The 25,166-nt window shown below is 64.3% G+C and carries 20 protein-coding genes; 16 read left to right on the top strand and 4 right to left on the bottom strand.

Annotated elements, in window-relative coordinates:
* Window positions 1-75: 75 nt before the first annotated feature.
* The 8 genes from J2X19_RS08555 to J2X19_RS08520 all read left to right on the top strand — a co-directional run bounded on the left by J2X19_RS08555 (window position 76) and on the right by J2X19_RS08520 (window position 7,748).
* Window positions 76-1,614: a methyl-accepting chemotaxis protein gene (locus tag J2X19_RS08555; protein WP_310372415.1), complete on the top strand. Its 1,539-nt coding sequence runs from the start codon at window positions 76-78 to the stop codon at window positions 1,612-1,614.
* A 62-nt stretch (window positions 1,615-1,676) separates the two neighbouring features.
* Window positions 1,677-3,269, top strand: a complete 1,593-nt coding sequence (locus tag J2X19_RS08550; protein WP_310372413.1) for a methyl-accepting chemotaxis protein — start codon at window positions 1,677-1,679, stop codon at window positions 3,267-3,269.
* A 48-nt stretch (window positions 3,270-3,317) separates the two neighbouring features.
* Window positions 3,318-3,707 carry a hypothetical protein gene (locus tag J2X19_RS08545; RefSeq protein WP_310372411.1) on the top strand — a complete coding sequence of 130 codons (390 nt, stop codon included), beginning with the start codon at window positions 3,318-3,320 and terminating at the stop codon, window positions 3,705-3,707.
* Between the two features lie 81 nt (window positions 3,708-3,788).
* Window positions 3,789-4,055, top strand: coding sequence for a hypothetical protein (locus tag J2X19_RS08540; protein ID WP_310372409.1), 267 nt, complete (start codon window positions 3,789-3,791; stop codon window positions 4,053-4,055).
* 8 nt (window positions 4,056-4,063) lie between these two features.
* On the top strand, window positions 4,064-5,467 hold the full coding sequence (locus tag J2X19_RS08535) for a TolC family protein (protein ID WP_310372406.1): 1,404 nt from the start codon (window positions 4,064-4,066) through the stop codon (window positions 5,465-5,467).
* A gap of 1 nt (window position 5,468) precedes the next feature.
* A complete protein-coding gene (locus J2X19_RS08530; RefSeq protein WP_310372404.1) occupies window positions 5,469-6,845 on the top strand; it encodes a multicopper oxidase family protein in 1,377 nt (458 codons plus the stop codon).
* Between the two features lie 89 nt (window positions 6,846-6,934).
* Window positions 6,935-7,429: a cupredoxin domain-containing protein gene (locus J2X19_RS08525; protein WP_310372402.1), complete on the top strand. Its 495-nt coding sequence runs from the start codon at window positions 6,935-6,937 to the stop codon at window positions 7,427-7,429.
* Between the two features lie 19 nt (window positions 7,430-7,448).
* Entirely contained in the window at window positions 7,449-7,748 is a 300-nt protein-coding gene (locus tag J2X19_RS08520) for a copper-binding protein (RefSeq protein WP_310372400.1), read from the top strand.
* Here the strand turns inward: J2X19_RS08520 and J2X19_RS08515 are convergent, their stop codons facing one another.
* Window positions 7,749-8,162 (bottom strand): MerR family transcriptional regulator, encoded by a 414-nt coding sequence (locus tag J2X19_RS08515; RefSeq protein ID WP_116607938.1) that lies wholly within the window; start codon window positions 8,160-8,162, stop codon window positions 7,749-7,751.
* Between the two features lie 83 nt (window positions 8,163-8,245).
* Between J2X19_RS08515 and J2X19_RS08510 the strand changes: the two genes are divergently transcribed.
* Together J2X19_RS08510 and J2X19_RS08505 are read left to right on the top strand one after the other, a co-directional pair.
* Window positions 8,246-10,528 (top strand): heavy metal translocating P-type ATPase, encoded by a 2,283-nt coding sequence (locus tag J2X19_RS08510; RefSeq protein ID WP_405048611.1) that lies wholly within the window; start codon window positions 8,246-8,248, stop codon window positions 10,526-10,528.
* Window positions 10,529-10,548: 20 nt separating this feature from the next.
* Complete coding sequence (locus tag J2X19_RS08505; RefSeq protein ID WP_310372395.1) at window positions 10,549-11,250, top strand: heavy-metal-associated domain-containing protein; 702 nt, start codon at window positions 10,549-10,551, stop codon at window positions 11,248-11,250.
* 1 nt (window position 11,251) lies between these two features.
* On the opposite strand, the gene J2X19_RS08500 is transcribed toward J2X19_RS08505, so the two are convergent.
* Window positions 11,252-12,295, bottom strand: coding sequence for a DMT family transporter (locus J2X19_RS08500; RefSeq protein ID WP_310372393.1), 1,044 nt, complete (start codon window positions 12,293-12,295; stop codon window positions 11,252-11,254).
* 316 nt (window positions 12,296-12,611) lie between these two features.
* On the opposite strand from J2X19_RS08500, the gene J2X19_RS08495 reads away from it, so the two are divergent.
* A complete protein-coding gene (locus tag J2X19_RS08495) occupies window positions 12,612-15,629 on the top strand; it encodes a bifunctional diguanylate cyclase/phosphodiesterase (protein WP_310372391.1) in 3,018 nt (1,005 codons plus the stop codon).
* 12 nt (window positions 15,630-15,641) lie between these two features.
* Window positions 15,642-17,000, top strand: a complete 1,359-nt coding sequence (locus J2X19_RS08490; RefSeq protein ID WP_116607943.1) for a TAXI family TRAP transporter solute-binding subunit — start codon at window positions 15,642-15,644, stop codon at window positions 16,998-17,000.
* A 40-nt stretch (window positions 17,001-17,040) separates the two neighbouring features.
* On the opposite strand, the gene J2X19_RS08485 is transcribed toward J2X19_RS08490, so the two are convergent.
* Together J2X19_RS08485 and ettA are read right to left on the bottom strand one after the other, a co-directional pair.
* Window positions 17,041-19,200 carry a DUF1631 family protein gene (locus J2X19_RS08485; RefSeq protein WP_310372389.1) on the bottom strand — a complete coding sequence of 720 codons (2,160 nt, stop codon included), beginning with the start codon at window positions 19,198-19,200 and terminating at the stop codon, window positions 17,041-17,043.
* Between the two features lie 27 nt (window positions 19,201-19,227).
* Window positions 19,228-20,889 carry an energy-dependent translational throttle protein EttA gene (gene ettA / locus J2X19_RS08480; protein ID WP_116607945.1) on the bottom strand — a complete coding sequence of 554 codons (1,662 nt, stop codon included), beginning with the start codon at window positions 20,887-20,889 and terminating at the stop codon, window positions 19,228-19,230.
* A gap of 255 nt (window positions 20,890-21,144) precedes the next feature.
* Here ettA and J2X19_RS08475 point away from each other — a divergent pair, with 255 nt between their 5' ends.
* The 4 genes from J2X19_RS08475 (at window position 21,145) to J2X19_RS08460 (ending at window position 25,136) form a co-directional block, all read left to right on the top strand.
* Window positions 21,145-22,950, top strand: a complete 1,806-nt coding sequence (locus J2X19_RS08475; protein ID WP_310372387.1) for a DEAD/DEAH box helicase — start codon at window positions 21,145-21,147, stop codon at window positions 22,948-22,950.
* 194 nt (window positions 22,951-23,144) lie between these two features.
* The gene (locus J2X19_RS08470; protein ID WP_310372385.1) at window positions 23,145-23,690 is read left to right on the top strand and encodes a PaaI family thioesterase; all 546 of its coding nucleotides are present in this window, start codon (window positions 23,145-23,147) and stop codon (window positions 23,688-23,690) included.
* 47 nt (window positions 23,691-23,737) lie between these two features.
* Complete coding sequence (gene gloA / locus J2X19_RS08465; protein ID WP_116607948.1) at window positions 23,738-24,145, top strand: lactoylglutathione lyase; 408 nt, start codon at window positions 23,738-23,740, stop codon at window positions 24,143-24,145.
* 103 nt (window positions 24,146-24,248) lie between these two features.
* Window positions 24,249-25,136: a caspase family protein gene (locus J2X19_RS08460; RefSeq protein WP_310372383.1), complete on the top strand. Its 888-nt coding sequence runs from the start codon at window positions 24,249-24,251 to the stop codon at window positions 25,134-25,136.
* Window positions 25,137-25,166 lie beyond the last annotated feature (30 nt).

The following is a 25,166-nucleotide window of genomic DNA, read 5'->3' as shown; positions in this document are numbered from 1 at the left end:
CGTTAGCATATGTAACGCACCCTGCTATCGCAGGGCGCGGCGGATCCGCATTCCTTACTGCGACGAAAGGCCACTATGAAACTGCGCAACCAGATTCTTTCCCTGGGTTTGGTGGGTATCCTGATGGCCGGCCTGGTAGGCGGCATCGGCCTGCTGAACGCTAAGCGGCTGACAGGGGCGATCGGTGACTCCATCGGCATGGGCGTGGCGTTGCAGAGCAGCCAGGAGGCCGACATGATGCACGACGCGGTGCGCGGCGATGTACTGCTGGCCCTGCTGGGCGCCATCAGCAAAGACCAGAGCCAGGTCGACGAAGCCAAGAAAGGACTGACTGAGCACGCCAAGACCTTCAACGATGCGCTGCAGACTTTGCAAGGTTTGCCGATCTCGCCCGAAGTCAAGACGATCATCGAAAAAACGCTGCCCATGGTGAAGAGCTACACCGACTCGGCCGCGGTGGTCTTGGGTATGGCCGCCAACGATGCAGCGGCGGCCCAAGCCGCAGTGCCAAATTTCCAGAAAGCTTTCTCCGAGCTGGAAAAGCAGATGGCCGAGCAATCCGATGCCATCGAAAAAAGCGGCCATGACATGAACCAGGCGGCGCAAGACCATGCCACACAGGCCGTGGTGCAGATCGCCATATCCCTGGCCCTGGCCAGCGCGGTGCTGGTGGTGGCTGCTCTGTGGCTGGCCAAATACCTGGCCCGACCCATGGACTACGCGATGCAGATCGCCGACCAGCTGTCCCAGGGGGATTTATCGATGTCGGTGCAGCCCACGGGTAACGAAGAAACCGTGCGCCTGCTGAAGTCGATGGCCCACATGCAAACCAATTTTGCCGGCATCGTCCATACCGTCAAAAGCAATGCCGATAGCGTGGCCACCGCCAGCGCAGAAATTTCGCAGGGCAACCAGGACCTGAGCGCACGCACCGAAAGCCAGGCCAGCGCGCTAGAACAAACCGCCGCATCGATGGAGGAGCTGGGCTCCACCGTCAAACAGAATGCCGACAACGCGCGGCAGGCGAACCAGTTGGCCATGAGCGCCTCGGCGGTAGCGGTCCAGGGCGGCCAGGTCGTGGGCCAGGTGGTCGAAACCATGAAGGGCATACACGACAGCTCCACCAAGATCGCCGACATCATCAGTGTGATCGACGGCATCGCCTTCCAGACCAATATCCTGGCCTTGAATGCCGCCGTTGAAGCCGCCCGCGCCGGCGAACAAGGCCGCGGCTTTGCGGTGGTGGCCAGTGAGGTGCGCAGCCTGGCCGGCCGCAGTGCCGAAGCCGCCAAAGAGATCAAGAACCTCATCAGCGTCAGCGTGGAACGCGTGGCCCAGGGCTCGACCCAGGTGGACCAGGCCGGCAGCACCATGACCGAGGTGGTCGGCGCTATCCGCCGAGTGACCGACATCATGGGCGAGATCAGCGCCGCCAGCAGCGAGCAGGCCGCAGGTGTGGCCCAGGTCGGCGAAGCGGTCACGCAGATGGACCAGGCGACCCAGCAGAACGCGGCCCTGGTCGAGCAAATGGCTGCCGCCGCCAATAGCCTGAACAACCAGGCGAATGAACTGGTGCAAGGCGTGGCGGTCTTCAAGCTAGCCCACCGCGCCTGACCGCGCCACGGCCGCGCCGGCCAGAACCCGCATTGCAATTTTTACAACAACAGGAAGACAACATGCCCTCATCCATTGCCGACCTCTCGGTGGCCAAACGGCTTGGCCTGGGCTTTGCCCTGGTACTGGTGCTGTCCGTGATCACCATCATCTTTGGCATATCGCGCCTGAACGCGGTGGCCGAGGCCGCGCAGTACATGGTGGCCAGCCCCATCAAGACCGAGCGTATCGTGAGCGACTGGTACCGCAACATCCATACCGGTGTGCGCCGTACCGGCGCCATCGCCAAGAGCAACGACCCGGCCGTAGCGACCTACTTCGCAGAAGACCAGGCTGCATCGACCAAAAGCTCGTCCGAGTTTCAAAAGCAAGTAGAGCTGTTGATGGACACCGACCAAGAGAAAACCCTGTTCAAACAGATCTCGGAAGAACGCAAGAACTACATCACCGTGCGCGACGCCATCCTGGACCTGAAGAAGGAAGGCAAGGCCGACGAAGCCAGCCAGATGCTGGACCAGAAGTTCGCCCCGGCGTCCAAGACCTATATGTCCAAGATGGAAGAGCTGCTAAACACCCAGCGCAAGGACATCGACGACCAATCACGCACCATCCAGGACAGCTATGCCACCAGCCGCAACCTGATGATCGCCCTGGGCGTGGTCAGTGTGCTGCTGAGCATCGTGATCGCCTGGCTGCTGTCGGGCACCATCACCGGCCCCCTGGCACAAGCCAGCATGATCGCCCGCCAGGTAGCCTCGGGCGACCTGACGGCACGCATCGACAACCAGCGCAGCGATGAACTCGGGCAGCTGCTGACCAGCCTGAAAACCATGCAGGCCGGCCTGGTGCAGGTGGTGGCGAATGTGCGCTCGGGTTCCGAGAGCGTGGCCACCGCCAGTGCCCAGATAGCCGAAGGCAATAACGACCTCAGCGCCCGCACCGAAAGCCAGGCCAGCGCGCTGGAGCAAACTGCGGCCTCGATGGAAGAGCTCAGCTCCACCGTCAAACAAAACGCCGACAACGCCCGCCAGGCGAACCAGCTGGCCATGAGTGCATCCACCGTAGCCATCCGCGGCGGTGAAGTGGTAGGCCAGGTGGTCGAGACCATGAAGGGCATCAACGAATCCTCGCGCAAGATATCCGACATCATCCAGGTGATCGACGGTATCGCCTTCCAGACCAATATCCTGGCGCTGAATGCCGCCGTCGAAGCTGCCCGCGCCGGCGAGCAAGGCCGCGGCTTTGCGGTGGTCGCCTCTGAGGTGCGCAGCCTGGCCGGCCGCTCGGCCGAAGCCGCCAAGGAAATCAAAAACCTGATCGGCGCCAGCGTGGACCGCGTGGCCCAGGGCACGTCCCTGGTGGACCAGGCGGGCTCCACCATGACAGAGGTGGTGAATTCGATCCGCCGTGTCACCGACATCATGGGCGAGATCAGCGCCGCCAGCAACGAGCAGTCGTTAGGCGTGGCCCAGGTCGGCGAAGCCGTCACGCAGATGGACCAGGCGACCCAGCAGAACGCCGCCTTGGTGGAGGAAATGGCCGCGGCCGCCAGCAGCCTGCGCACCCAGGCGCAAGACCTGGTGCAGGTGGTGGCCGTCTTCAAGCTGGGCCAGCACGACGGCGGCCAGGGCTTGTCGCTGGGATTCAGCCGCTAAACAAAGACCAACCAGGGAACCTTTCGCCGTCCCCGCTATCATTCCTGCATGCGCCGCTTTTTCCTCATCCTCATGATCGCCCTGCTGCCCTTGCGCGGCTGGGTCGGTGATGCGATGGCCATGGAAATGCTGGTGCAGCACCCGATTGCTATGCAAAACATAGCTGCTAGCGCAGATAAATCAAGCGCCAGCGGCCTTTTCGATGCAGAAATGCAAGCCGAGTGCCCGGGCCATGCCGAGCCCGCAACGCCGGTAAGCGATACCGGTCCATCCCATTGCGGCAGCTGCCCGCTATGCCAGATCTGCCATACCGTGGCAGCGCCGGCCCCCTGGTCCATCCAGCCCAGCGGCTGGCTGAGCCATGCGCTGCCCGAAGTGGCGCACACCCGCTTCGCCAGCGCGCCCGCCGCGTTCGCGCTCAAGCCACCCATTTCCTGACCGTCCCAGCCTTAGTCCGTCTGTAATCCGCCCCAACAGGCCGGTTGCAGCGGGTCCGCTTGTGTCGTTCAGGAGATTTTTGTGAAAACCCCATTCTTTTTGGTCGGGGCACTGCTGTGCCTACCGGCCCTGGCCCAGCTGCCGGCCGCCGCCGACCCGGCGGCCGCCGTGCCTGCTGTGCAGTACCGCTCGGTGTTTGATACCACCGCCCGCGGCGTTGAAACCCAGTCGCTCGACTGGAAAAAGGCCAACGCCGATGTCGGCCAGTTCCGCCGCGGCCATGCCGATGTGCTGAAGTGGGAGCAAGCCCAGCCGCCCGCACCGCGCCCCGATGCGCAGAAACGGTAGGCCGCAGCATGTCCACCATTTCTTTCCCACGCAGTGCCGCGGCCCTGCTGGTACTGGCGCTCACCGGCTGCGCCACGCTCTCGCCCGATGGCGATCTGGCCGCGGTGCAGCAGCTGGCCCAGCCCCGCATTGGCACAGCCCAGCTGCGCCCCGACCCGCAGGCTGTGGCCGGGCTGCTGGCCCAACCGCTGGACGCCGAAGCCGCGGTGCGCATTGCACTGCTGAACAACCCTCAAATGCAGGAGTCCCTGGCCACGCTGGGCGTGAGCGATGCCGAGCGGGTGCAAATGGGCCGGCTGCCGAATCCGCACTTCGCCATCGGCCGCTTTACCGAAGGCAGCACACGGGAGATCGAGCGCACGCTCAGCTTCAATGTGCTGGGCTTGCTGGCCTTGCCCTGGCGCGCCGAATGGCAGGGCCAGCAGCATGAGCTAGCCAAGCTGCAGGCCGCCCAGGACGTGGTGCAACTAGCGGCCGACACCCGCAAGGCCTGGATCAGCGCAGTGGCGGCCCAACAAAGCGCGCTCTACCTGCGCGATGTAAAAGATGCTGCCGAGGCCGGTGCCGAACTGGCCCGGCGCATGGCCCGCGTCGGCAACTGGAGCCGGTTGGAGCAGGCGCGCGAGCAGGTATTCCTGGCCGACGCCACGGCCCAGCTGGCCCGGGCCCAGCAGACCGCCTTCAGCACCCGCGAAAAGCTGACCCGACTGATGGGCCTGTGGGGTACGCAAACCGGTTTCAGCCTGGCCGACCGCCTGCCCGACATCCCCAAGACGGTCACGGAAATGCATGACATCGAAGCGCGCGCCCTGCGCGATCGCTTGGATGTGCGCGCTGCCGTGGCGGCATCGGGCTACGTCGCCAAACAGCAAGGCTTCACCACGGTTGAAGGTTACTTCGACGGCTTGACCCTGGGCTATACCCGCAACACCACGTTCGACAACGCGGCGGGCAGCAAGGAAACCAAGCGCGGCTGGGAGCTGGAGCTGCCCTTGCCGCTGTTCGACTGGGGCGGCGCCCGCCATGCGCGTTCGCAGGCGCTGTATCTGCAGTCGGCGGCCCGGGTGCGCGGTGTGGCGGTGCAGGCAAGGTCCGAAGCGCGCGAAGCCTACTTCGGCTACCGCACGGCGTACGACCTGGCAGTGCACTACCGCGATGAGATCGTGCCGCTGCGCAAGTTCATCAACGACGAGCTGGTGCTGCGCTACAGCGGCATGCTGGCCAGCGTCTGGGAGCTGCTGGCCGATACGCGCCAACAAGTGCTCAGCGTGAACAGCGCCATCGAATCCCAGCGCGACTTCTGGCTGGCCGACACCGATCTGCAAACCGCGTTGACCGGCACCTCGCCCGGCGCCCTCGCCTCCTTGGCTTCCGGCGCTGCCGCAGAAGCCTCTTCCACACAAGGACATTGACATGGACCGCAGAACATTTTTCGGCAGCGCCGCCTTCTCGGCGGTGGCGGCCGCCAGCGTCAGCAAGGTGGCGCTGGCCGCCCTGCCCGAGCCGGTGATCGCCAGCACGCCCGCAACCGCCGCGCCGCTCATCCCACCGAATGGCCGCCCGTACAACCCGGTGCTCACCCTGAACGGCTGGACCTGCCCCTGGCGCATGAACGCCGGCGTCAAGGAATTCCACCTGGTAGCCGAACCGGTGGTGCGCGAAATCGCCCCGGGCATGCAGGCCACGCTCTGGGGCTACAACGGCCAGTCGCCCGGCCCCACCATCGAGGTGGTGGAAGGCGACAAGCTGCGCATCTTCGTCACCAACCGCCTGCCCGAGCACACCACCATCCACTGGCATGGCCAACGCCTGCCCAACGGCATGGACGGCGTGGGTGGGCTGACGCAAAAGCAGATCCCGGTGGGCAAGACCTTTGTCTACGAATTCGAAGCGCGGCGCCCCGGCACCTTCATGTACCACCCGCATGCCGATGAAATGGTGCAGATGGCCATGGGCATGATGGGCTTCTGGGTCACGCACCCCAAGGCCAAACACCCACTGATCGACACCGTGCAGCGCGACTTCTGCTTCTTGCTGAACGCCTACGACATCGATCCCGGCAGCACCACGCCTCGGCCCAACACCATGCTGGACCAGAACCTGTGGACCTGGAATAGCCGGGCCTTCCCCGGCATCGACACGCTGAACGTGCGCCAGGGCGACAAGGTGCGCATCCGCGTCGGCAATCTGACGATGACGAACCACCCCATCCATCTGCACGGCCACGAGTTCACGGTCACGGGTACCGACGGCGGCCCGGTGCCGCACGGCGCGCGCTGGCCCGAGGTCACCACCGACATCGCGGTAGGCCAGATGCGGCAGCTGGAGTTCCTGGCCGATGAGCCCGGCGACTGGGCCCTGCACTGCCACAAGAGCCACCACACCATGAACCCCATGGGCCACACCGTGCCCAACATGATTGGCGTGGACCACCGCGGCCTGGTGCAAAAGATCCAGAAGCTGGTGCCCGACTACATGCTGATGGGCGAACGCGGCATGGCCGACATGGGCGAGATGCAGATGCCCATTCCCGACCAGACCCTGCCGATGATGACGGGCACTGGCCCCTACGGCCCTATAGAGATGGGCGGCATGTTCACCACCCTCAAGGTGCGCAAGGAGCAAAAGCCCGGCGACTACAGCGACCCCGGCGCCTACCGGCAGCCGCCGGGCACGCAGGCATTTGAATGGACCGGCGCTTTGGCCGACCCCACCCGGCCCGCCGCCGCGGCGCCCGCCTCGGCACTGCAGGTACGCAAACCCAGCGGAGGCGCGCACACCGGCCATTGAAAATAACGCTATCAACTTAGTAGCTGCTCGCGCATATTGAATAAGCGCCAGAGCCCGATTTCATTCATAAATTCTTCTTAAAGGCAAACATGACAAACCGCAGACACGCACTCCAAACCCTGGCCTCCACCGCACTCCTGGCTGCAATCGGCCCGGCAGCAGCCGGCCCTGGCCACGACAAACCCCATGGCCCGGTGAAAAAGGAGCAAACCGACTGGGGCATTGCCGGCGACGCCAAAGCAGTCAAGCGCACGGTGCAGATCACCATGCTGGACGCCATGCGCTTCAGCCCCGACAGCATCGCCGTGCGCTTGGGCGAAACCATCCGCTTCAGCATGCAGAACGCCGGCACGCTGAGCCACGAGCTGGTGATCGGCACCAAGGCCAAGCTGGACGAGCACGCGGCCATGATGGCCAAGTTCCCCGGCATGGAGCACGACGAACCCTACATGGCGCATGTAGGCCCCAAGGCAGCGGGCGACATCGTCTGGACCTTCAACCGCGCCGGCAACTTCGGCTTTGCCTGCCTGATCCCCGGCCACTACCAGGCCGGCATGGTCGGCAACATCAGCGTCACCGCCTAATAACCCTCAAGGAAACAGCATGCAATTCACCCGCTCTTTGCTCCAAGCCCTGGCCATCGCCTCCATCAGCGCCGCGGCCCTGGCCCAGGCCACCCTGCCCTATACCGATGGCGAAGTCCGCAAGGTCGACCTGTCGGCCCAGAAAATCACACTCAAGCACGGCGAAATCAAGAACCTGGATATGCCGCCCATGAGCATGGTGTTCCAGGTCAAAGACCCGGCCTTGCTGGAGAAAGTCAAGACCGGCGACAAGGTGAAGTTCACCGCCGAGCAGATCGGCAGCGCGCTGGTAGTGACTGACATCCAGCCTGCGCCGTAATCAGCGGCTGTCCGCTGCCAGCGTGTCGATGATCGGGCAAGGCTGCTCCTTGCCCGTGTGTTCGCAGGCATCGATCAGATGCGCTAGCGCCTGCTGCATGCGCTGCAGGTCGGCCATGCGGCTGCGGATTTCGTCCAGCCGCTGGCCGGCGATCTGGCGTATCGACTGGCGGTCCAGCCCGTCTTCCAGCGACAGCAGCTCGGCCACCTCGTCCAGCGAAAAGCCCAGCTCCTGCGCGCGCTTGATGAAGCGGATGCGCTGGCCCAGCGCCACCGGGTAGTAGCGGTAGGCGCCCGAAGACGCTGGCACCGGCAGCAGATTGCGCTGCTGGTAGTAGCGTATGGTTTCCACCCCCACGCCGGCGGCCTTGGCCAGCTTGCCGATGGTCAGATGGGTGGTCGCGGCTGCATCCATAAAAAACCTTTGTAAAACCCCTTGACTCTGGGGTTGACTACGGAGTTTATGCTCGGCGCATGGAGTTTGCAAAGGAGCCCACCATGAAAGACCCGGTCTGCGGTATGACAGTGACTGCACAGTCTGCCCACACCCACACCCATGCGGGCCACAGCTATTACTTTTGCAGCGCAGGCTGCAAAACCAAGTTCGCGGCCGACCCGCAGAAATACCTGGCGCCTCCGGCGAGCAGCCAGCCACCGCCAGCGGCCGGCACGGTCTACACCTGCCCCATGCACCCCGAGGTGCGGCAAGACCACCCCGGCAGTTGCCCGCACTGCGGCATGGCGCTGGAGCCCGAAATGCCCAGCCTGGACGAGGCAGAGAACCCCGAGCTGACGGACTTTCGCCGGCGCTTCTGGTGGACCCTGCCGCTGAGTGCGGCGGTGATGCTGCTGGCCATGCTCGGGCATCGCCTGCAGTGGTTCGACATGCAAGTGCAAAGCTGGATCGAGCTGCTGCTGAGCCTGCCCGTGGTGCTGTGGGCGGGCTGGCCGTTCTTTGTGCGCGGCTGGCAGTCGCTGCGCACGCGCAGCCCGAATATGTGGACCCTGATCAGCCTGGGCACGGGCGCGGCCTTTGTCTACAGCCTGGTGGCCACGCTGGCGCCGCAGGTCTTCCCTGCCTCCTTCGTGTCCATGGGGCGGGTGGCGGTGTACTTCGAGGCGGCGGCGGTAATCATTTCGCTGACCCTGCTGGGCCAGCTGCTGGAGCTGAAAGCCCGCTCGCAGACCTCGGCGGCCATCAAATCCCTGCTCGGCCTGGCGCCCAAAACCGCCCGCCGCATCGCCGACGACGGCAGCGAAGCCGACATCCCCCTCAGCCATGTGCACATAGGCGACCGCCTGCGTGTGCGCCCCGGCGAAAAGCTGCCGGTAGACGGTTTGGTCCTGGACGGCAGCAGCGCGGTAGACGAATCCATGCTGACCGGTGAACCCATGCCCGTGACCAAGCGCAGCGGCGACAAGCTGATCGGCGCCACCCTGAACACCACCGGCGCGCTCACCATGCGGGCCGAGCGCGTGGGCTCCAGCACCATGCTTGCGCAGATCGTGCAGATGGTGGTGCAAGCCCAGCGCTCCAAAGCGCCCATGCAGCGCATGGCCGACGCGGTGGCGGGCTACTTTGTGCTGGGCGTGGTCTCGGTGGCCGTGCTGACCCTGCTGGCCTGGGGCATCTTTGGCCCCGCGCCCAGCTGGGTTTACGGCCTGATCAATGCGGTGGCCGTGCTCATCATTGCCTGCCCGTGCGCGCTGGGCCTGGCCACGCCCATGTCCATCATGGTGGCCACCGGGCGCGGGGCCAGCCATGGCGTGCTGTTCCGCGATGCCGCGGCGATAGAGAACTTCCGCCAGATCGACACCTTGATCGTCGACAAGACCGGCACGCTGACCGAAGGCAAGCCGGTGTTCGACCGCGCCATCCCTGTCAACGGCTTCCAGGCCGACGAGCTGCTGCGCCTGGCCGCCAGCCTGGACCAGGGCAGCGAGCACCCTTTGGCCGACGCCATCGTGCGCGCCGCCCGGGACCGCGGCCTGGTCTTGTCGGCGGTTGCAGACTTTGAATCCGCCAGCGGCATAGGTGTGCGCGGCCAGGTCGATGGCCGTGCCCTGGCCCTGGGCAATACCACGCTGATGCAGCAGGCCGGGGTGCAGGTCACCGAGCTGGCGGCGCAGGCCGAAGCCTTGCGCAGCGCAGGCGCGAGCGTCATCTACCTGGCGGTCGATGGCCAACTGGCCGGGCTGCTGGCCGTTGCCGACCCCATCAAACCCAGCAGCGCCGAAGCCCTGGCTGCGCTGACAGCGGCGGGCATCCGCATCGTGATGGCCAGCGGCGACGGCTTGGGCACGGCCCGGGCAGTGGCCAAACAGCTCAGCATCACCGAGGTGTATGGCGAAGTCAAGCCGGCCGACAAGCTGGCCCTGGTCAAGAAGCTGCAGCAACAGGGCCGCAAGGTGGCGATGGCCGGTGACGGCATCAACGATGCGCCGGCTCTGGCCCAGGCCGATGTGGGCATCGCCATGGGCACCGGCACCGATGTGGCGATGAACAGTGCGCAGGTCACCCTGGTCAAAGGCGATTTGCGCGGCATTGCCACGGCGCGGGCGCTGTCGCAGGCCACGATTGCCAATATGCGGCAGAACCTGGGCTTCGCCTTTGTCTACAACGCGCTGGGCGTGCCGCTGGCGGCCGGCGTGCTGTACCCATTCACCGGCTGGCTGCTGTCGCCCATGGTGGCGGCGCTGGCCATGAGCCTGAGCTCGGCCTCCGTCATCACCAATGCCTTGCGCCTGCGCCATGCAAAGCTGAAAACCGATACACACTAAACACTTGGAGTGAATACACCATGAGCACCTTTGAAATCACCGGCATGACCTGCGGCGGCTGCGTCAAGCGCGTGCAGGCCAAACTGGAAGCCGTCGCCCCCGGCGTGCAAGTCCAGTTGAAACCACCGCAGGCCACGGTGCCAGGCCCCACGGATGTCAAAACCCTGCAAGCCGAGCTGGCGGGCAGCCACTACGGCGTCATAGCGCCAGCCGTGGTCGAGCCACCACCTGCGCCACCCGCCATCGCCCCCAGCTGGTTCGCCACCTACCGCCCATTGCTGCTGATCCTGGCCTACATCCTGGGTGCCAGCCTGCTGGTGCAAGGCGCGCAGGTCCACGGCATGGAAACCATGCGCTACTTCATGGCCGGCTTCTTTCTGGTGTTCTCGTTCTTCAAGCTGCTGGATGTGCGGGCGTTTGCCGATGCCTATGCGGGCTACGACCTGCTGGCGCGGCGCTGGCGGCCCTGGGGCAGCCTCTACCCCTATGTCGAGCTGGCACTGGGCGTGGCCTATCTGGCCAACTTTGCGCCACTGTGGACCAATACCGTAACGCTGGTGGTGATGGGCTTTTCAGCCATCGGTGTGATCGGCGCGGTGCTGGGCAAACGCGCGATCCGCTGCGCCTGCCTGGGCACGGTGTTCCAGCTACCCATGTCCACCGTTACCATCATCGAAGACGTGGGCATGGTGCTGATGGCCGCGGCGGCGCTGTGGCTGTAGCCTAGTGGCTGTGCCCATGGTGGGCATCGGGAAAGTGCGGGTGGGTATGCACCAGCGGCAGGTGCTGGTGCAGATGCCGGTGCGATGTGCCAGCCGCCACCGGGAACGGATGGTCGTGGCGGTGGTGCTCGTCGGCGCCATGGGTGTGCATGTGGTCATGCTCCTGCGCCCCGTGCGCATGGGCATGCACATGGCGTTCGGCCAGGTGCAGCAGCACACCCAGCGCCATCAGCGCCCCGCCCAGCAGCAATTGCCAGGTCACGGGCTCGTCCAGCAGCCAGACCGACAGCAGCGCGCCGGCAAACGGTGCCACCGCAAAATACGCGCCGGTGCGGGCCGTGCCCAGGTGCCGCAACGCCAGCACAAACAGCACCAGGCTCACGCCATAGCTGGCAAAGCCCAGCAGCGCCGCCTGCGCCACCACGCTGGCCGGGGGCAATACTGCGCCACTGGCCCAGGCCAGCAGCAGACTCACGCTGCCCGCCGCCAGGCCCTTGGCCATGGCGATAAAGCCGGCATCGGCCAGGGAGACTTTGCGCGTGAGGTTGTTGTCTATGGCCCAGGCCAGGCAGGCGGCGACGATCAGCCCGGCACTCGCCAGGCTACCGCCCTGCAGGCCCGCGGGGCCGGGCCAGCCCAGCACCAAGGCGCCGACCACAATCGCCAGCATGCCCAGGGCGATGCGGCGGTCGAAGTTCTCCTTGAACACGCACCAGGCCAACAAGGCCGTCAACACGCCTTCGCTGTTCAGCAGCAAAGACGCACCTGAGGCGCTGAAGCCGCCCAGACCCCGCATCAGCAGCACCGGGCCGGCCACCCCACCGGCCAGTACCGCGCCTGCCAGCCACAGCCATTCCGGCCCCTGGGGCAGCACCGTGGACTGGCGCCGCAGCAGGCGCACGCAGGCCAGGCCCAGACCGGAGCCCAGGTACAGCAGGGCCGCCAGCATCAGCGGGCTGACACTGGCCAGCAGCAGCTTGGCCAGCGGCGTGGCCATGCCGAACAACAGCGCGGCGCTCAGCGCATACAGGGCGTGGACAGGCATCGAGTGGCTCCTTGGACGGATAGCCTATTTTAGGTAGGGGCCAGAGCTGCAGGCGCTTTGCTATTCAAATAATAGCTACTGGCGCTTATTTGATATGCGCCAACGGCCCATTTGGTATTAAAACTTCAGCAAGGATTGCACACGAAGGCACTGCCGCTATATAAAGAAGACCTGTCCCCGGCCCGCCGCACCCGGGGATAGCCCAGCGCCACGTGTCGCAGGAAAGGCCATGGGGCACAGGCCTTATAGTCGGCGTCCAATGCAACAAGTTGAAACACACTGAAGCCGCCACTGGCCCCCAGAGAGCCGCACCCCGATGAGTACCAGGTCCCCTCGCCGCATCCTGCGTGCCGTCCACATCCGGCTGATCGGCTGCGCCGTTTTTGTGGCCACGGCGGTGGCCGCAGCGCTGCTGATCTGGAACATGGAACAGCGGCGCGAACAAGGCGAACGCGCGCGGATCGATCGCATGGTGTCCGACCGCGCCTATGCTATCCAGGCGACGATGGAGCGGGCTCTGTCCAGCACCTACGCGCTATCGGCCATGGTGCACCAGGCCGGTGGCGAGTTCTCCAACTTTGAAGGCGTGGCCAGCGAGATGCTGCGCTCTTACCCCGGCGTGTCTATCCTGGGCCTGTCGCCCGGCGGCATCATCCGCCAGGTCGTGCCCCTGGCCGGCAACGAGCGCTCGATTGGCTTCAACCAACTAAAAGATCCGGTGCAGGGCAAGGAAGCCCGGCTGGCCATGCAGACCGGCAAGCTGACCCTGGCCGGACCTTTGAACCTGGTGCAAGGCGGCCTGGGGGTGGTGGGCCGGCTACCTGTGTATTTGTCCGACGTGCCGGGCGTGACCTCGCCCGAAAATGACCGACAGTTCTGGGGTTTTGTCTACGTGGTGATCAAGTTTCCCGGAGCCCTCGCGGGCAGCGGCCTGGAGCAACTCACGGACCAGGGCATTGCCTACCAGCTGTGGCGCACCGTGCCCGATACCCAGCAGCGGCAGACGATTGCCACCTCGGGCTCGGCGCCGTTGATCAGCCCGGTGAACCGCGATGTGCTGGTGCCCAATGGGCGCTGGACCTTCAGCGCCGCCCCCGTCCGGGGCTGGGGCGACCCCGCCGGGCTGGGCCTGAAAATCGCCCTGGGCCTGTTGTTCAGCGCCCTGCTGGCCTGGGCGGCCCAGTTGCTGCTGCAACTGAAGCGCCAGGAGCACGATCTGGAAGCCCAGGTCGCCGAGCGCACGCGCGAGATTTTCGCCACCCAGAACAAGCTGGAGGCCACGCTGGACGCGATTCCCGACCTGCTGTTCGAGCTGGGTCTCGACAGCACGGTATACGACTGTCGCCTGCCACCGTCGATGCAGGCAGACATCCAGCTGAAGGAGCTGCTGGGCAACAAGGCGACCGACATCCTGCCCGCCACCGCCGCCAACGTGGTCACCGCCGCACTCGAAGAAGCCCGGCAGACCGGGCACTCGGAGGGCGCGCAATTTGAATTGCCTTTTGCGCAAAAGCAGCAATGGTTTGAAATCTCGGTGGCGCGCAAGGACATCCCTGGGGATGCCGAGCCGCGCTTCATCATGCTGGCGCGCAACATCACCCAGCGCATGGAAGCCGAGCTCGATTTGCGGATTGCCGCCACCGCCTTCAATGCCCAGGACGGCATGGCCATCACCAATGCGCAGCGGCTGATCCTGCGCTGCAACCCTGCCTTCACCCAGATCACCGGCTACAGCCAGGCCGAGGCCGTGGGCCAGAGCCTGAATATGCTGAACTCGGGCCGCCATGCGCGCACCTTCTACCAGGCCATGTGGGACAGCGTGGAAGCCACCGGCACCTGGCGTGGCGAGGTCTGGAACCGGCGCAAGAACGGCGAGATCTACCCCGACGCGCGCACCACCACCGCGGTGCGCAATGCCCACGGCGAGGTCACACACTACGTCAACACCTTCAACGACATCACCCAGCGCAAAGCCGCCGAGGAAGAGATCAACCAGCTGGCCTTCTACGACCCGCTGACCCACCTGCCCAACCGCCGACTGCTGCTGGACCGGCTGCGCCACGCCCTGACCCAGCACGGGCGCAACGGCCATTTCGGTGCGCTGCAGTTCATCGACCTGGACAACTTCAAAGCACTGAACGACACCCTGGGCCACGACATGGGCGATCTGCTGCTGCAGCAGGTGGCCGCCCGCCTGACCGAATGCGTGCGCGCCGCCGACACCGTGGCCCGCCTGGGTGGCGACGAGTTCGTGGTCTTGCTGGCCCAGTTGGGCAGCAGCCGCGAGGCTGCCGCCGCCCATGCCGAGGCGGTGGGCGAAAAGGTGCGCGATGCCATCACCCGCCCCTACAACCTGGCCGCGCACCAACATGAGCTGTCGGCCAGCATCGGCATCACCCTGTACCAAGGCCCACAAGACAGCATTGACGACTTGCTGAAACAGGCCGATCTGGCAATGTACCAGGCCAAGTCCGCCGGCCGCAATACCCTGCGCTTCTACGACCCGCAGATGCAGGCCGTGGTGAACGCCCGCGTGGCGCTGGAGGGCGATATCCGCCGTGGCCTGGCGCAGCAGCAGTTCCAGCTGTACTACCAGGTGCAGGTCGACGGCCGTGGCCACACGGTCGGGGCCGAGGCCTTGCTGCGCTGGCCGCACCCCCAGCGCGGCATGGTGCCGCCGAATGAATTCATCCACCTGGCAGAAGATACCGGCTTGATCATCCCGCTAGGCCATTGGGTGCTGCAAACCGCCTGCACCCAGCTGCGCCTGTGGAGCCTGCAAACCCACACCCGGCACCTGACGCTGGCAGTGAACGTCAGCGCCCGCCAGTTCCGCCAGCCGGAGTTTGCCGAATCGGTGCTGCAGGTGCTGCAGGACACCGGAGCGCCCGCCCATTTGCTAAAGCTGGAACTGACCGAAAGCCTGCTGGTCAACGACGTGGAAGACACTATCGCCAAAATGCATGCGCTCAAGATGCACGGCGTGGGTTTCTCGCTGGACGACTTCGGCACCGGCTATTCGTCGCTGTCCTACCTGAAGCGGCTACCGCTAGAGCAACTGAAGATCGACCAGTCGTTTGTGCAGGATTTGCTGAGCGACCCGAACGATGCGGCAATTGCCCGCACGGTGATTGCCCTGGGCCACAGCCTGGGCCTGGCGGTCATCGCCGAAGGGGTGGAGACAGCCTTGCACCAGGAGTTTTTGGCACTGGCCGGCTGCGATGCCTACCAGGGCTACCTGTTTGGCCGCCCTATGCCGGTACAGGCCTTCGAAGACGGACTGCTGTCATCTCCACGGGCTGGCACCATGGGTGCGGCCACCAGTCTTTTCTGATATCTGCTTTCCATGCCCAAGACACTCAAGCTGATTCTGCTGTCGCTGCGCGACCTGATCGTTTCCGCCGGACCGGTGGTGTTCATCGTGATCGGCGCGCTGGCCGCCGCCTACTGGTACCTCGACCCGCAACCGCCAAAAACCGTCACCCTGGCCACCGGCCCCGCCGGCAGCGCCTATGCCGAGTTCGGCAAGCGCTACGCCAGTGCGCTCAAAACGAATGGCATCGAGGTGGTGCTCAAAGCCACGGACGGTGCGGCCGACAACCTGCAGATGTTGCGCAGCGGTGAGGCCGACATCGGCTTTGTGCGCGGCGGCAGCGCCGACCCGGTGGCCGACGAAGAAGCCGGTCTGATGTCGCTGGGCAGCCTTTTTTATGAACCACTGTGGCTGTTCTACCGCAGCGATGCGGCGCGCAAGATCGATCCCAACAGCGCCGCGCTGACGGCATTGCCGCAGCTCAGAAGCCTGCGCATCAACATCGACAAGCAAGGCAGCGGTGTGCCCGACATCGTGGAAAAGATGTTCAAGGCCAACCACATCGAGGCCCGTACGCTGCGGCTGTCCAACCTGGAGCCCGCGCCGGCAGTGGATGCACTACTGGCGGGCAAGGTCGACGTGGTCGTGCTGGCCTCGGCGCCACAGTCCCCGCTGGTGCAGCGCCTGCTGCGCGCCCGCGGCATCCAGCTGATGGACTTCGGCCAAAGCGATGCCTACGCCCGACGCTTTGCCTTTTTGTCGGCCGTAACCTTGCCGCGCGGCGTGGTCGATCTGGCCGCCGACATGCCACCGCATGACGTGGCGCTGCTGGCCGCGACTACCTCGCTGGTGGCCAGCGACCAGACCCATCCCGCCCTGCGCCAGTTGTTTGCCCAGAGTGCACAGACCCTGCACAGCGGCGCGGGCTGGTTCAACCGCGCACGCGACTTCCCCAACACCCGTACCAGCGAGCTACCCGTCAGCCCCGAAGGCGACCGTGCCATCAACGGTACGCCGCCATTTTGGCAACGCTACCTGCCGTTCTGGGCCAGCAACCTGATCGAACGCATGTGGCTGGTGCTCGGTGGCTTGGTGGTGTTGATGCTGCCCCTGAGCAAGATCGTGCCGCCGCTGTACCAGTTCCGGGTGCGTAGCCGGGTGTTCCGCTGGTATGCGCGCCTGCGCGAAATCGAAACCAAGGTCGACACCCGCGCTGGCGACCGCGACGCGCTGCTCGACGAACTCGATGAACTCGACCGCGTAACCCACGGCATCGCCGTGCCCTTGTCGTACACCGACGAGCTGTACGCCCTGCGGAACAACATCTACGCGGTGCGCAAACGCCTGCTGGCGAATTGGCCTAAAGAACCAGGGCCCGCAGCCGCAAGCTGAGCTACCTCCGACAACGTGCCAAGCCTCTTCTGCCGCTTGGCTAGATCAGAATATTGTCGGTATTGGTTTTCAGAATCGCATCGATGCTGTTGCGCATGGCCGTTTGGGCCACCGCGTCCAGGGCGTCGTCAACCACCGTCTGGGTCTGTACTACGCGCATGCTGCCATCCAGCAAACGTTTATCGCGCGAACGCTTCGTCATGGACTGGCAGCCACCGCTGGCGTCGGTAAACAAGAACATACTGCCATGTGGCGTGGCCCAGGTCAGCTGTGTTCTCACCCATTGGCCATTGAGCAAAAGTTCTGCCCAGGCGCCGATGGGCATGGCTTGTTCAGGCGGATGCGGGGTCTCTTGCGAAACCTGCGCTGCATCGACCTTTGCCGAAGCATTCGGCAGATCCTGCATGAAACCGGTAGCAGCCGCCTCCATGGGCGCCACCCAGGACTCGGCGACAGGCTCGCTGTCTGCAGCCTGCTGCGCAGGAGCGACCAGCAGCCTGGCTGCCAAAGGTTTCAAGGCTTGCTGGTGTAGGCCAAACAGGGATTCAAAAAAAGCCTCTGTCTGCTCCTGCGGGTACTGGATCAAGGCCAGCCCTTCACGCAGCTTGGTCAGCAGCTTGGGCACCAGGCGGGTCAGCTTGCCCACGTTCTTGCGCGTCAGCTCCGGCTGCGCACTCCACAGCAACGCATCCACGGTGGTCTGAACCTTTCCCGGGTCACTTGCACCGGATTTATCGGTCAGTTGCACATGGGCCGCAACCTGCGCCCAGGGCCCGCATAAAAACTCCGCCACAACCGGTACCGCCTTTTGTACCTCGGGGTGGGCCGCTAGCTCCTGGGCAATCTTCTGGGCCAGCAAATTGCGCTGTTCGGCCGTTTGCAAAGCCTCCATGGCGCGCTGCCGCTGCTGGACCTCTTCTTTGCTTGGCGTCTGCAGAACATCCAAGGCACGGTCAAAAGGAGCCGCGGCCGAGTCGATGTCCACACCGGGCTCGACCAAGGGCGCGACCGATTTATGCAAAGCCGTGTTGAAGCTGTTGAAGCCGGGAGCCGTCACACTTTGGTAGCCTTGGCTGAGCTGGGTGATTTTCTCCAGCAACAGTCGGGCCGGATGTTGCCGGTCGCTTAAAAAGCGGGGGTCCACCGCTGCCAGCCGCAGCAGCGTGGGCTCCAGGGTCCGTACTATCTGCTGCACAGGTCCCAGCAGGCGGTCATCGTTGACGATGTTGTCCACCATGAGACGGACAACTTCTTGTCCGATATCATGGCCGTGGCGAGAATGTTGCAAGGCCAACTGCGGCACGCCCAGCGGCTGCGTATCCCCCAGACTATCGCCAAAGCTATTGCGCAGCAGATCTTGCACCTGGGGCACAGAGGTTTCTTCGAAGTCTCCGGCCAGAAGCTGGTTGAGCTTGTCCAGCGTCAGCACCACCTGGCTTTGCAATGCTCCGCGCTTGCGCGGTGTAGGGGCACCCTGCACAGCGGCCTCCGGCAACGCCGCAGAGACGGGGGATTGCTCGCCGGGACTGCGCGCCACCGCAAAACCCACGGCCAGAACGCCGTCCGCACGCAGCTGCTGTATCAGAGATTTGTACAGCACAGAGAGCTCATGCCCCAACAACTCGGCCGAGTGTTGCAGCCAGTCCAGCCGGATGGCACTGGGCACGCCGCAGGCTGCAATGACGTCCTGCATGGCTTGGAGAAAAATCTCGGGCCGCAATGGATTGCATTCCGGCCGCACCGATGCCAGGCCGAGCGCTGCACAAATATAAGTACTGAGCTCCACCAAGGAGGCATCCACCGCCAGCACGATCACCTGCTGGGTACGCGCCAGCACGATGCTTTCCTGCACCTGGTCCAGCGCCATCAACTCCAACTGGTCGAAATGGACCTTGGCCGACACCAGCGTGCCCGCCGACGCCGTCTGGAAGGATTTCGCAAAAGCAGACAGCAACGCGCCAGGAAACTGCTCACACAGAACCTGCCGGTGCTGCCGCAAGAGTTTCACCGACGCATCGACATGCTCTCGCGCCTGCAGGTCACTCAGCTTCAATTGCTGGGCTTCCGAGAACGCCAGCAGCCGGTGCACCACCTTGCCCATGATGGGCTTACCGCTGGCCGCCGCCTGCGCAAGCGCATCCCGGTAAGGGACCGAATAGACCGCTTTGTCCGCGGCAGATACCTGCGCTTCAGTCGCCATTGCGGAGCAACAATCTGAGGTTGAGGATTACTTCAAGGCTTTGTAGCGCATCCGCTTGGGCTTGGCACCCTCTTCGCCCAGGCGTTTCTTCTTGTCGGCTTCGTACTCTTGGTAGTTGCCGTCGAAGAAGGTCCACTGGCTGTCGCCTTCGGCCGCCAGGATGTGGGTGGCGATACGGTCCAGGAACCAGCGGTCATGGGAGATCACCAGCATGGTGCCGGCGAATTCCAGCAGCGCGTCTTCCAACGCGCGCAGGGTTTCCACGTCCAGGTCGTTCGACGGTTCATCCAGCATCAGCACATTGCCGCCGGCGATCAGGGTCTTGGCCAGGTGCAAACGGCCGCGCTCACCACCGGACAACATGCCGACCTTCTTCTGCTGGTCTGCACCGTTGAAGTTGAAGCGGCCGCAGTAGGCGCGGCTGGCCATCTGGAACTTGCCGACGTTCAGGATGTCGAGTCCGCCGGACACGTCTTCCCAGACGGTTTTTTCGTTCGACAAATCATCACGATGCTGGTCGACGAACGCCATCTTCACGGTGGAGCCGATCACGACTTCACCCGAATCCGGCTTCTCCTTGCCTGCGATCAGCTTGAACAGCGTGGATTTACCGGCGCCGTTGGGGCCGATGATGCCGACGATGGCGCCCGCAGGGATGTTGAAGCTCAGGTTGTCGATCAGCACGCGGTCACCAAAGGACTTGGTGACGTTCTTGAACTCGATCACCTGGCTACCCAGGCGGTCGGCCACCGGGATGAAGATTTCGTTGGTTTCGTTGCGCTTCTGGTATTCGAAGTCGCTCAGTTCTTCGAAGCGGGCCAGACGGGCCTTGCTCTTGGCCTGGCGGGCCTTGGGGTTCTGGCGCGACCATTCCAATTCCTTCTTCAAGGCCTTGGCGCGGGCTTCTTCGCCCTTTTGCTCAGCTTCCAGGCGGGCGCCCTTTTGCGTCAGCCAGTCGGAGTAGTTGCCCTTGTACGGAATGCCGGAGCCACGGTCCAGCTCCAGAATCCATTCGGCGGCGTTGTCCAAAAAGTAGCGGTCATGGGTAATGGCCACCACGGTGCCGGAATAGCGCTGCAGGAACTGCTCCAGCCAGTCCACCGATTCGGCGTCCAAGTGGTTGGTCGGCTCATCGAGCAGCAGCATGTCGGGCTTGCTTAGGAGCAAACGGCACAGCGCCACGCGGCGCTTTTCACCACCGGACAGCACGCCGATGTTGGCGTCCCATGGCGGCAGGCGCAGCGCGTCGGCGGCGATTTCCAGCTGGTGCTCGGAGTCGGTGCCGGCCGTGGCGATGATGGCTTCCAGCTCGGCCTGTTCGGCGGCCAGCGCGTCAAAGTCGGCGTCTTCTTCGCCATAGGCGGTGTAAACCTCTTCCAGGCGCGCCTTGGCGGCAAACACCTTGCCCATGCCGGCTTCCACGCTTTCACGCACCGTCTGGGTCGGGTCCAGCTTGGGTTCCTGCGGCAGGTAGCCGATGTTCAGGCCAGCCATGGGAATGGCCTCGCCTTCGATTTCCTTGTCCAGGCCGGCCATGATCTTCAGCAAGGTGGACTTGCCGGAGCCGTTGGTACCCAGCACGCCGATCTTGGCGCCGGGGAAGAAACTGAGCGAAATGTCTTTGAGAATGTGGCGCTTGGGCGGCACGATCTTGCCGACGCGGTTCATGGTAAATACGTACTGGGCCATCTTTTTTGAGGGTGAAGTTGCTGACAAAAAATCTGCCGAAACTAGTCGGGCGAACGCCGATTATCCCAGCATGCGACAATCCACAGGTTGCGGCATTCCAATTGGCTGCAACGCCAGCACTTCGCTGGGGGCCAAAACCAAGATAAACCCTCTTGTTTTGCGTCCATTTTTAAAAATGTCTGCCTTTGATTGGTGCCCGTTTCACAACATGGGCGATAGGCCAGGCTTCCAAGCGCCCAGGACGGGCGCAACAAAATGAACTTTGAAGAACTGAATCTGGCCCCGGCCATTCTGAAGGCCGTGCAAGAGCAAGGCTATACCGAGCCCACACCCATCCAAGCACAGGCCATTCCGGTCGTCTTGGCTGGGCACGATCTGCTGGGCGGCGCGCAAACCGGCACCGGCAAAACCGCAGCGTTCACCCTGCCCCTGCTGCAGCGCCTGACCGAAAGCGCTCCCGCGCAAAACAAATTCGGCGGCAAGGGCATCCGCGCCCTGGTGCTGACCCCCACCCGTGAACTCGCAGCCCAAGTCGAGGAATCGGTACAAACCTATGGCAAATACCTGGAACTGACCTCCACCGTGGTGTTTGGCGGCGTGGGCATGAACCCGCAAATTACCAAGGTCAAAAAGGGCGTGGACATTCTGGTTGCCACCCCCGGCCGCCTGCTGGACCTGATGCAACAAGGCATGCTGGACCTGGGCCAGGTACAGATCCTGGTGCTGGACGAAGCCGACCGCATGCTCGACATGGGCTTCATCCACGACGTGAAGAAGGTGCTGGCCGCCGTGCCCAAGGATAAGCAAAGCCTGCTGTTCTCCGCCACCTTCAGCGATGAAATCCGCGACCTGGCAGCCACCCTGCTGAAGAACCCGCAAAGCGTGCAGGTCACGCCGCGCAACACCACCGTGCAGCGCATCACCCAGGTGATCCACCCGGTCGGTCGCGGCAAGAAAAAGGCCTTGCTGGCCCACATCATCCAGGAACACAACTGGAGCCAGGTGCTGGTGTTCACCCGCACCAAGTTCGGCGCCAACAACGTGGCCGAATTCCTGGAAAAGAATGGCATCACCGCCATGGCGTTGCACGGCAACAAGAGCCAGTCGGCCCGTACCCAGGCCCTGCAAGGCTTCAAGAGCGGCGATGTGCGCGCCCTGGTAGCCACCGACATCGCGGCCCGCGGCATCGACATCGATGACCTGCCGCACGTCGTCAACTACGAAATCCCGAACGTCTGCGAAGACTATGTGCACCGCATTGGCCGTACCGGCCGCGCGGGTGCCGAAGGCGCTGCCGTCAATCTGGTGTGCCTGGACGAAGAAGGCTTCATGCAGGACATCGAGCGCTTCACCAAGCAAGAGATTGCGGTGCAAGTCATTGAAGGCTTCATGCCCGAACCCGGCGAACGTGCCGAACCCATCGCCATGGGCCGGCAGACCATCTGGGGCGGTGCTGGCAAACCCCCAAGCCGCGACGTGATGCAAGCCGCAGCCAAGGCTGCACGTACCGAAATGCTGCAACGCGTGCGTGAGAACAAGGGCGCGAATGGAAATGGCGACGGCGCTGGCCGTGGCCACGGCGGCGGCAATGGCGGTGCCCGCAATGCACCCCGCAGCGGCCCCCGCCCACCCCAGGGTGACGGCATGGCGCCGCGTCCTCAAGGCGCACGTCCACCCCAGGGTGGCCGTGGCGGCCGTCCGGGCGGCGGCGGTGCCCGCACCGGTGGCGGCGGCTACGGTGGTGGGTATGGCGGAGGCCAGGGCGGCGGTCAAGGCGGTTATGGCGGCGTTCAGCCCGACCACACCCGCTCGGCTTCCATGGGCGGCCAGGCGCCTGCCCCCCGCGCAACCCAGGGCGGCCAGCCTGACCCGATGCGTACCAGCGTAGACAGCATGGTCGACCGCGGTCGCCGTGGTGGCTTCGGCGGCGGCAACCGCAACGGCGGTGGCGGCGGCTACGGTGGTGGCAATGGCGGCGGTTTCGGCGGCGGCCGTGGCAATGGTGGCGGCGGTGGCGGCTCCCGTGGCCCCGGCGGTTCACGCGGCTCTTTCGGCCGATAAGCTGCTCGAAATTTGTGGTGTTTTAGGCCTCTAGCGCATGCTGCACCAGCAGTAAGCGCTATCAAATAGAGAGTCTTTAGAACGCCATCCCAAAGGCGCATGTCATTCGGCATGCGCCTTTTTTATTTACTATAATTTTTATAGCTGCTTGCGCAACTAATATAAGCGCCAGAGCCATTTTTGATAGGAAAACCATGACAAGCGAAGTAATTGCCGCCCAATGGAATGCCCAGTGCGACGCGGTATTGACCATCATGCGCGCCGGCGGCGGCCAGGCCGGGCTGGCCCGCCCCGACCAGGTTGCAGGCAAGACCGGGCTGGAGATCCTGCAGGCCATGTTGTCCGGCGCCCTGCCCTACCCGCATATCGCCGACACCCTGGACTTTGCGCTGATCGAAGCCAGCTTCGGCAGCGCCACCTTCCAGAGCACGCCCCAGCTCAAGCACTACAACCCACTGGGTTCGGTACACGGCGGCTGGTATGCGACCCTGCTGGATTCGGCGCTGGGCTGTGCGGTGCAAAGCACCTTGCCCGTGGGCCGCAGCTACACCACGGCAGAACTCGGGGTGAACATCGTGCGCGCGGCTTCGCACCAGACCGGTCCGTTGCGCGCCATCGCCAACGTGCTGCACTCCGGCCGCCAGCTGGCCACGGCCGAGGCGCGCATTGTCGGCCCGGACGGCAAACTGTATGCCCATGCCACCACCACCTGCCTGGTGTTTGAAGTCCCGGCGCGCTAGCTTTCCCGCACAATCAGGTTCTCCGAACACCTCCAAAAACACCCACCATGCGACTCCTTCACACCATGCTGCGCGTCGGTAACCTGCAGCGCTCCATCGACTTCTACACCCAGGTACTGGGCATGCAATTGCTGCGCACCTCGGAAAACCCCGAGTACAAGTACACCCTGGCCTTTGTCGGCTACGGCAGCAACCCCGACCATGCCGAGCTGGAGCTGACCTACAACCACGGCGTCGACAGCTACGAACTGGGCACGGCCTACGGCCACATCGCCCTGGGCGTGCCCGATGCCTACGCGGCCTGCGAAAAGATCAAGGCTGCGGGCGGCCAGGTCACGCGCGAGGCCGGTCCGGTCAAAGGCGGCACGACCGTGATTGCATTCGTGACCGATCCCGACGGCTATAAGATCGAACTGATCCAACGCGCCGAGTTTGCGGCCGGTACCGGGCTCTGAAGCCTTAGCGCTCCTCCCTGCGGGGCCCGGATCGTGGGCCACGCTTGACACAGGCCGTCCGCCGGGCGGAACATGCCCCTCCACCAACTGCTGAGGGGACACCATGGCCAGCCCAAAACCCACACCCGCCGTCGCTGCCAAAGCGCTGTCCCTGCATATCGGCCTGAACGCCGTCAGCAGTGCGGCCTACTCGGGCTGGCCCGGGCCGCTGGCCGCCTGCGAGTTCGACGCCAACGACATGGCGGCACTGGCCAAGTCCAAGGGGATGAAGCCCACGGTCTTGCTGACCAAGCGTGGCACGCGCTCCAGGACCCTGGCGGCACTGCGGGCGGCGGCCAAGGCGCTACGGGCCGGGGATCTGTTCTTTCTGACCTACTCCGGCCACGGCGGCCAGGTCACCGACATCAATGGCGACGAGCCCGACGGCAAGGACGAAACCTGGTGCCTGTATGACGGCCAGTTGATCGACGACGAGCTGTACCTGGAGCTGGGCAAGTTCGCCGCCGGCGTGCGCATTCTGGTGCTGTCCGACAGCTGCCACAGCGGCTCGGTCACCAAAGCCCTGCCCAGCACCCCGCGCGAACGCGCCATGCCCGTACCGGTCGCCATGCGCGTCTACCGCGAGCACCAAGCTTTCTACGACAAGCTGCAAAAAGAGGTCGCCAAGGCCGTGGGCGCGCCACTGGTCGACCCCGATACCGCCCTGGCCCAGGTCGCGGCCAGCGGCCACTTGTCGGCCGTGGTGGCCAAGATCAAGGCCTCGGTGATCCTGATCTCGGGCTGCCAGGACAACCAGACCTCCATGGACGGCGACCACAATGGCGCATTTACCGAACAGGTGCTCAAGGCCTGGAACCTGGGCAAGTTTGTGGGCAACTACGGCCAGTTCCACGCCAAGGTGCGGGCCGGCCTGCCCAGTACCCAGTCACCCAATCTGTTCACGCTGGGACGCACCGGCAAGTTCCTCGCACAAACGCCGTTTTCGGTCTAAAAAAAAGCGCCTCGAAGGCGCTTTTTCAAT

Origin of the sequence: Rhodoferax ferrireducens, assembly GCF_031458075.1 — a bacterium.
GTDB lineage: Bacteria > Pseudomonadota > Gammaproteobacteria > Burkholderiales > Burkholderiaceae_C > Rhodoferax_B > Rhodoferax_B ferrireducens_A.
The sequence above is the reverse complement of the archived record's forward strand: the minus strand, read 5'-3'. Positions and strand labels throughout refer to the sequence as shown.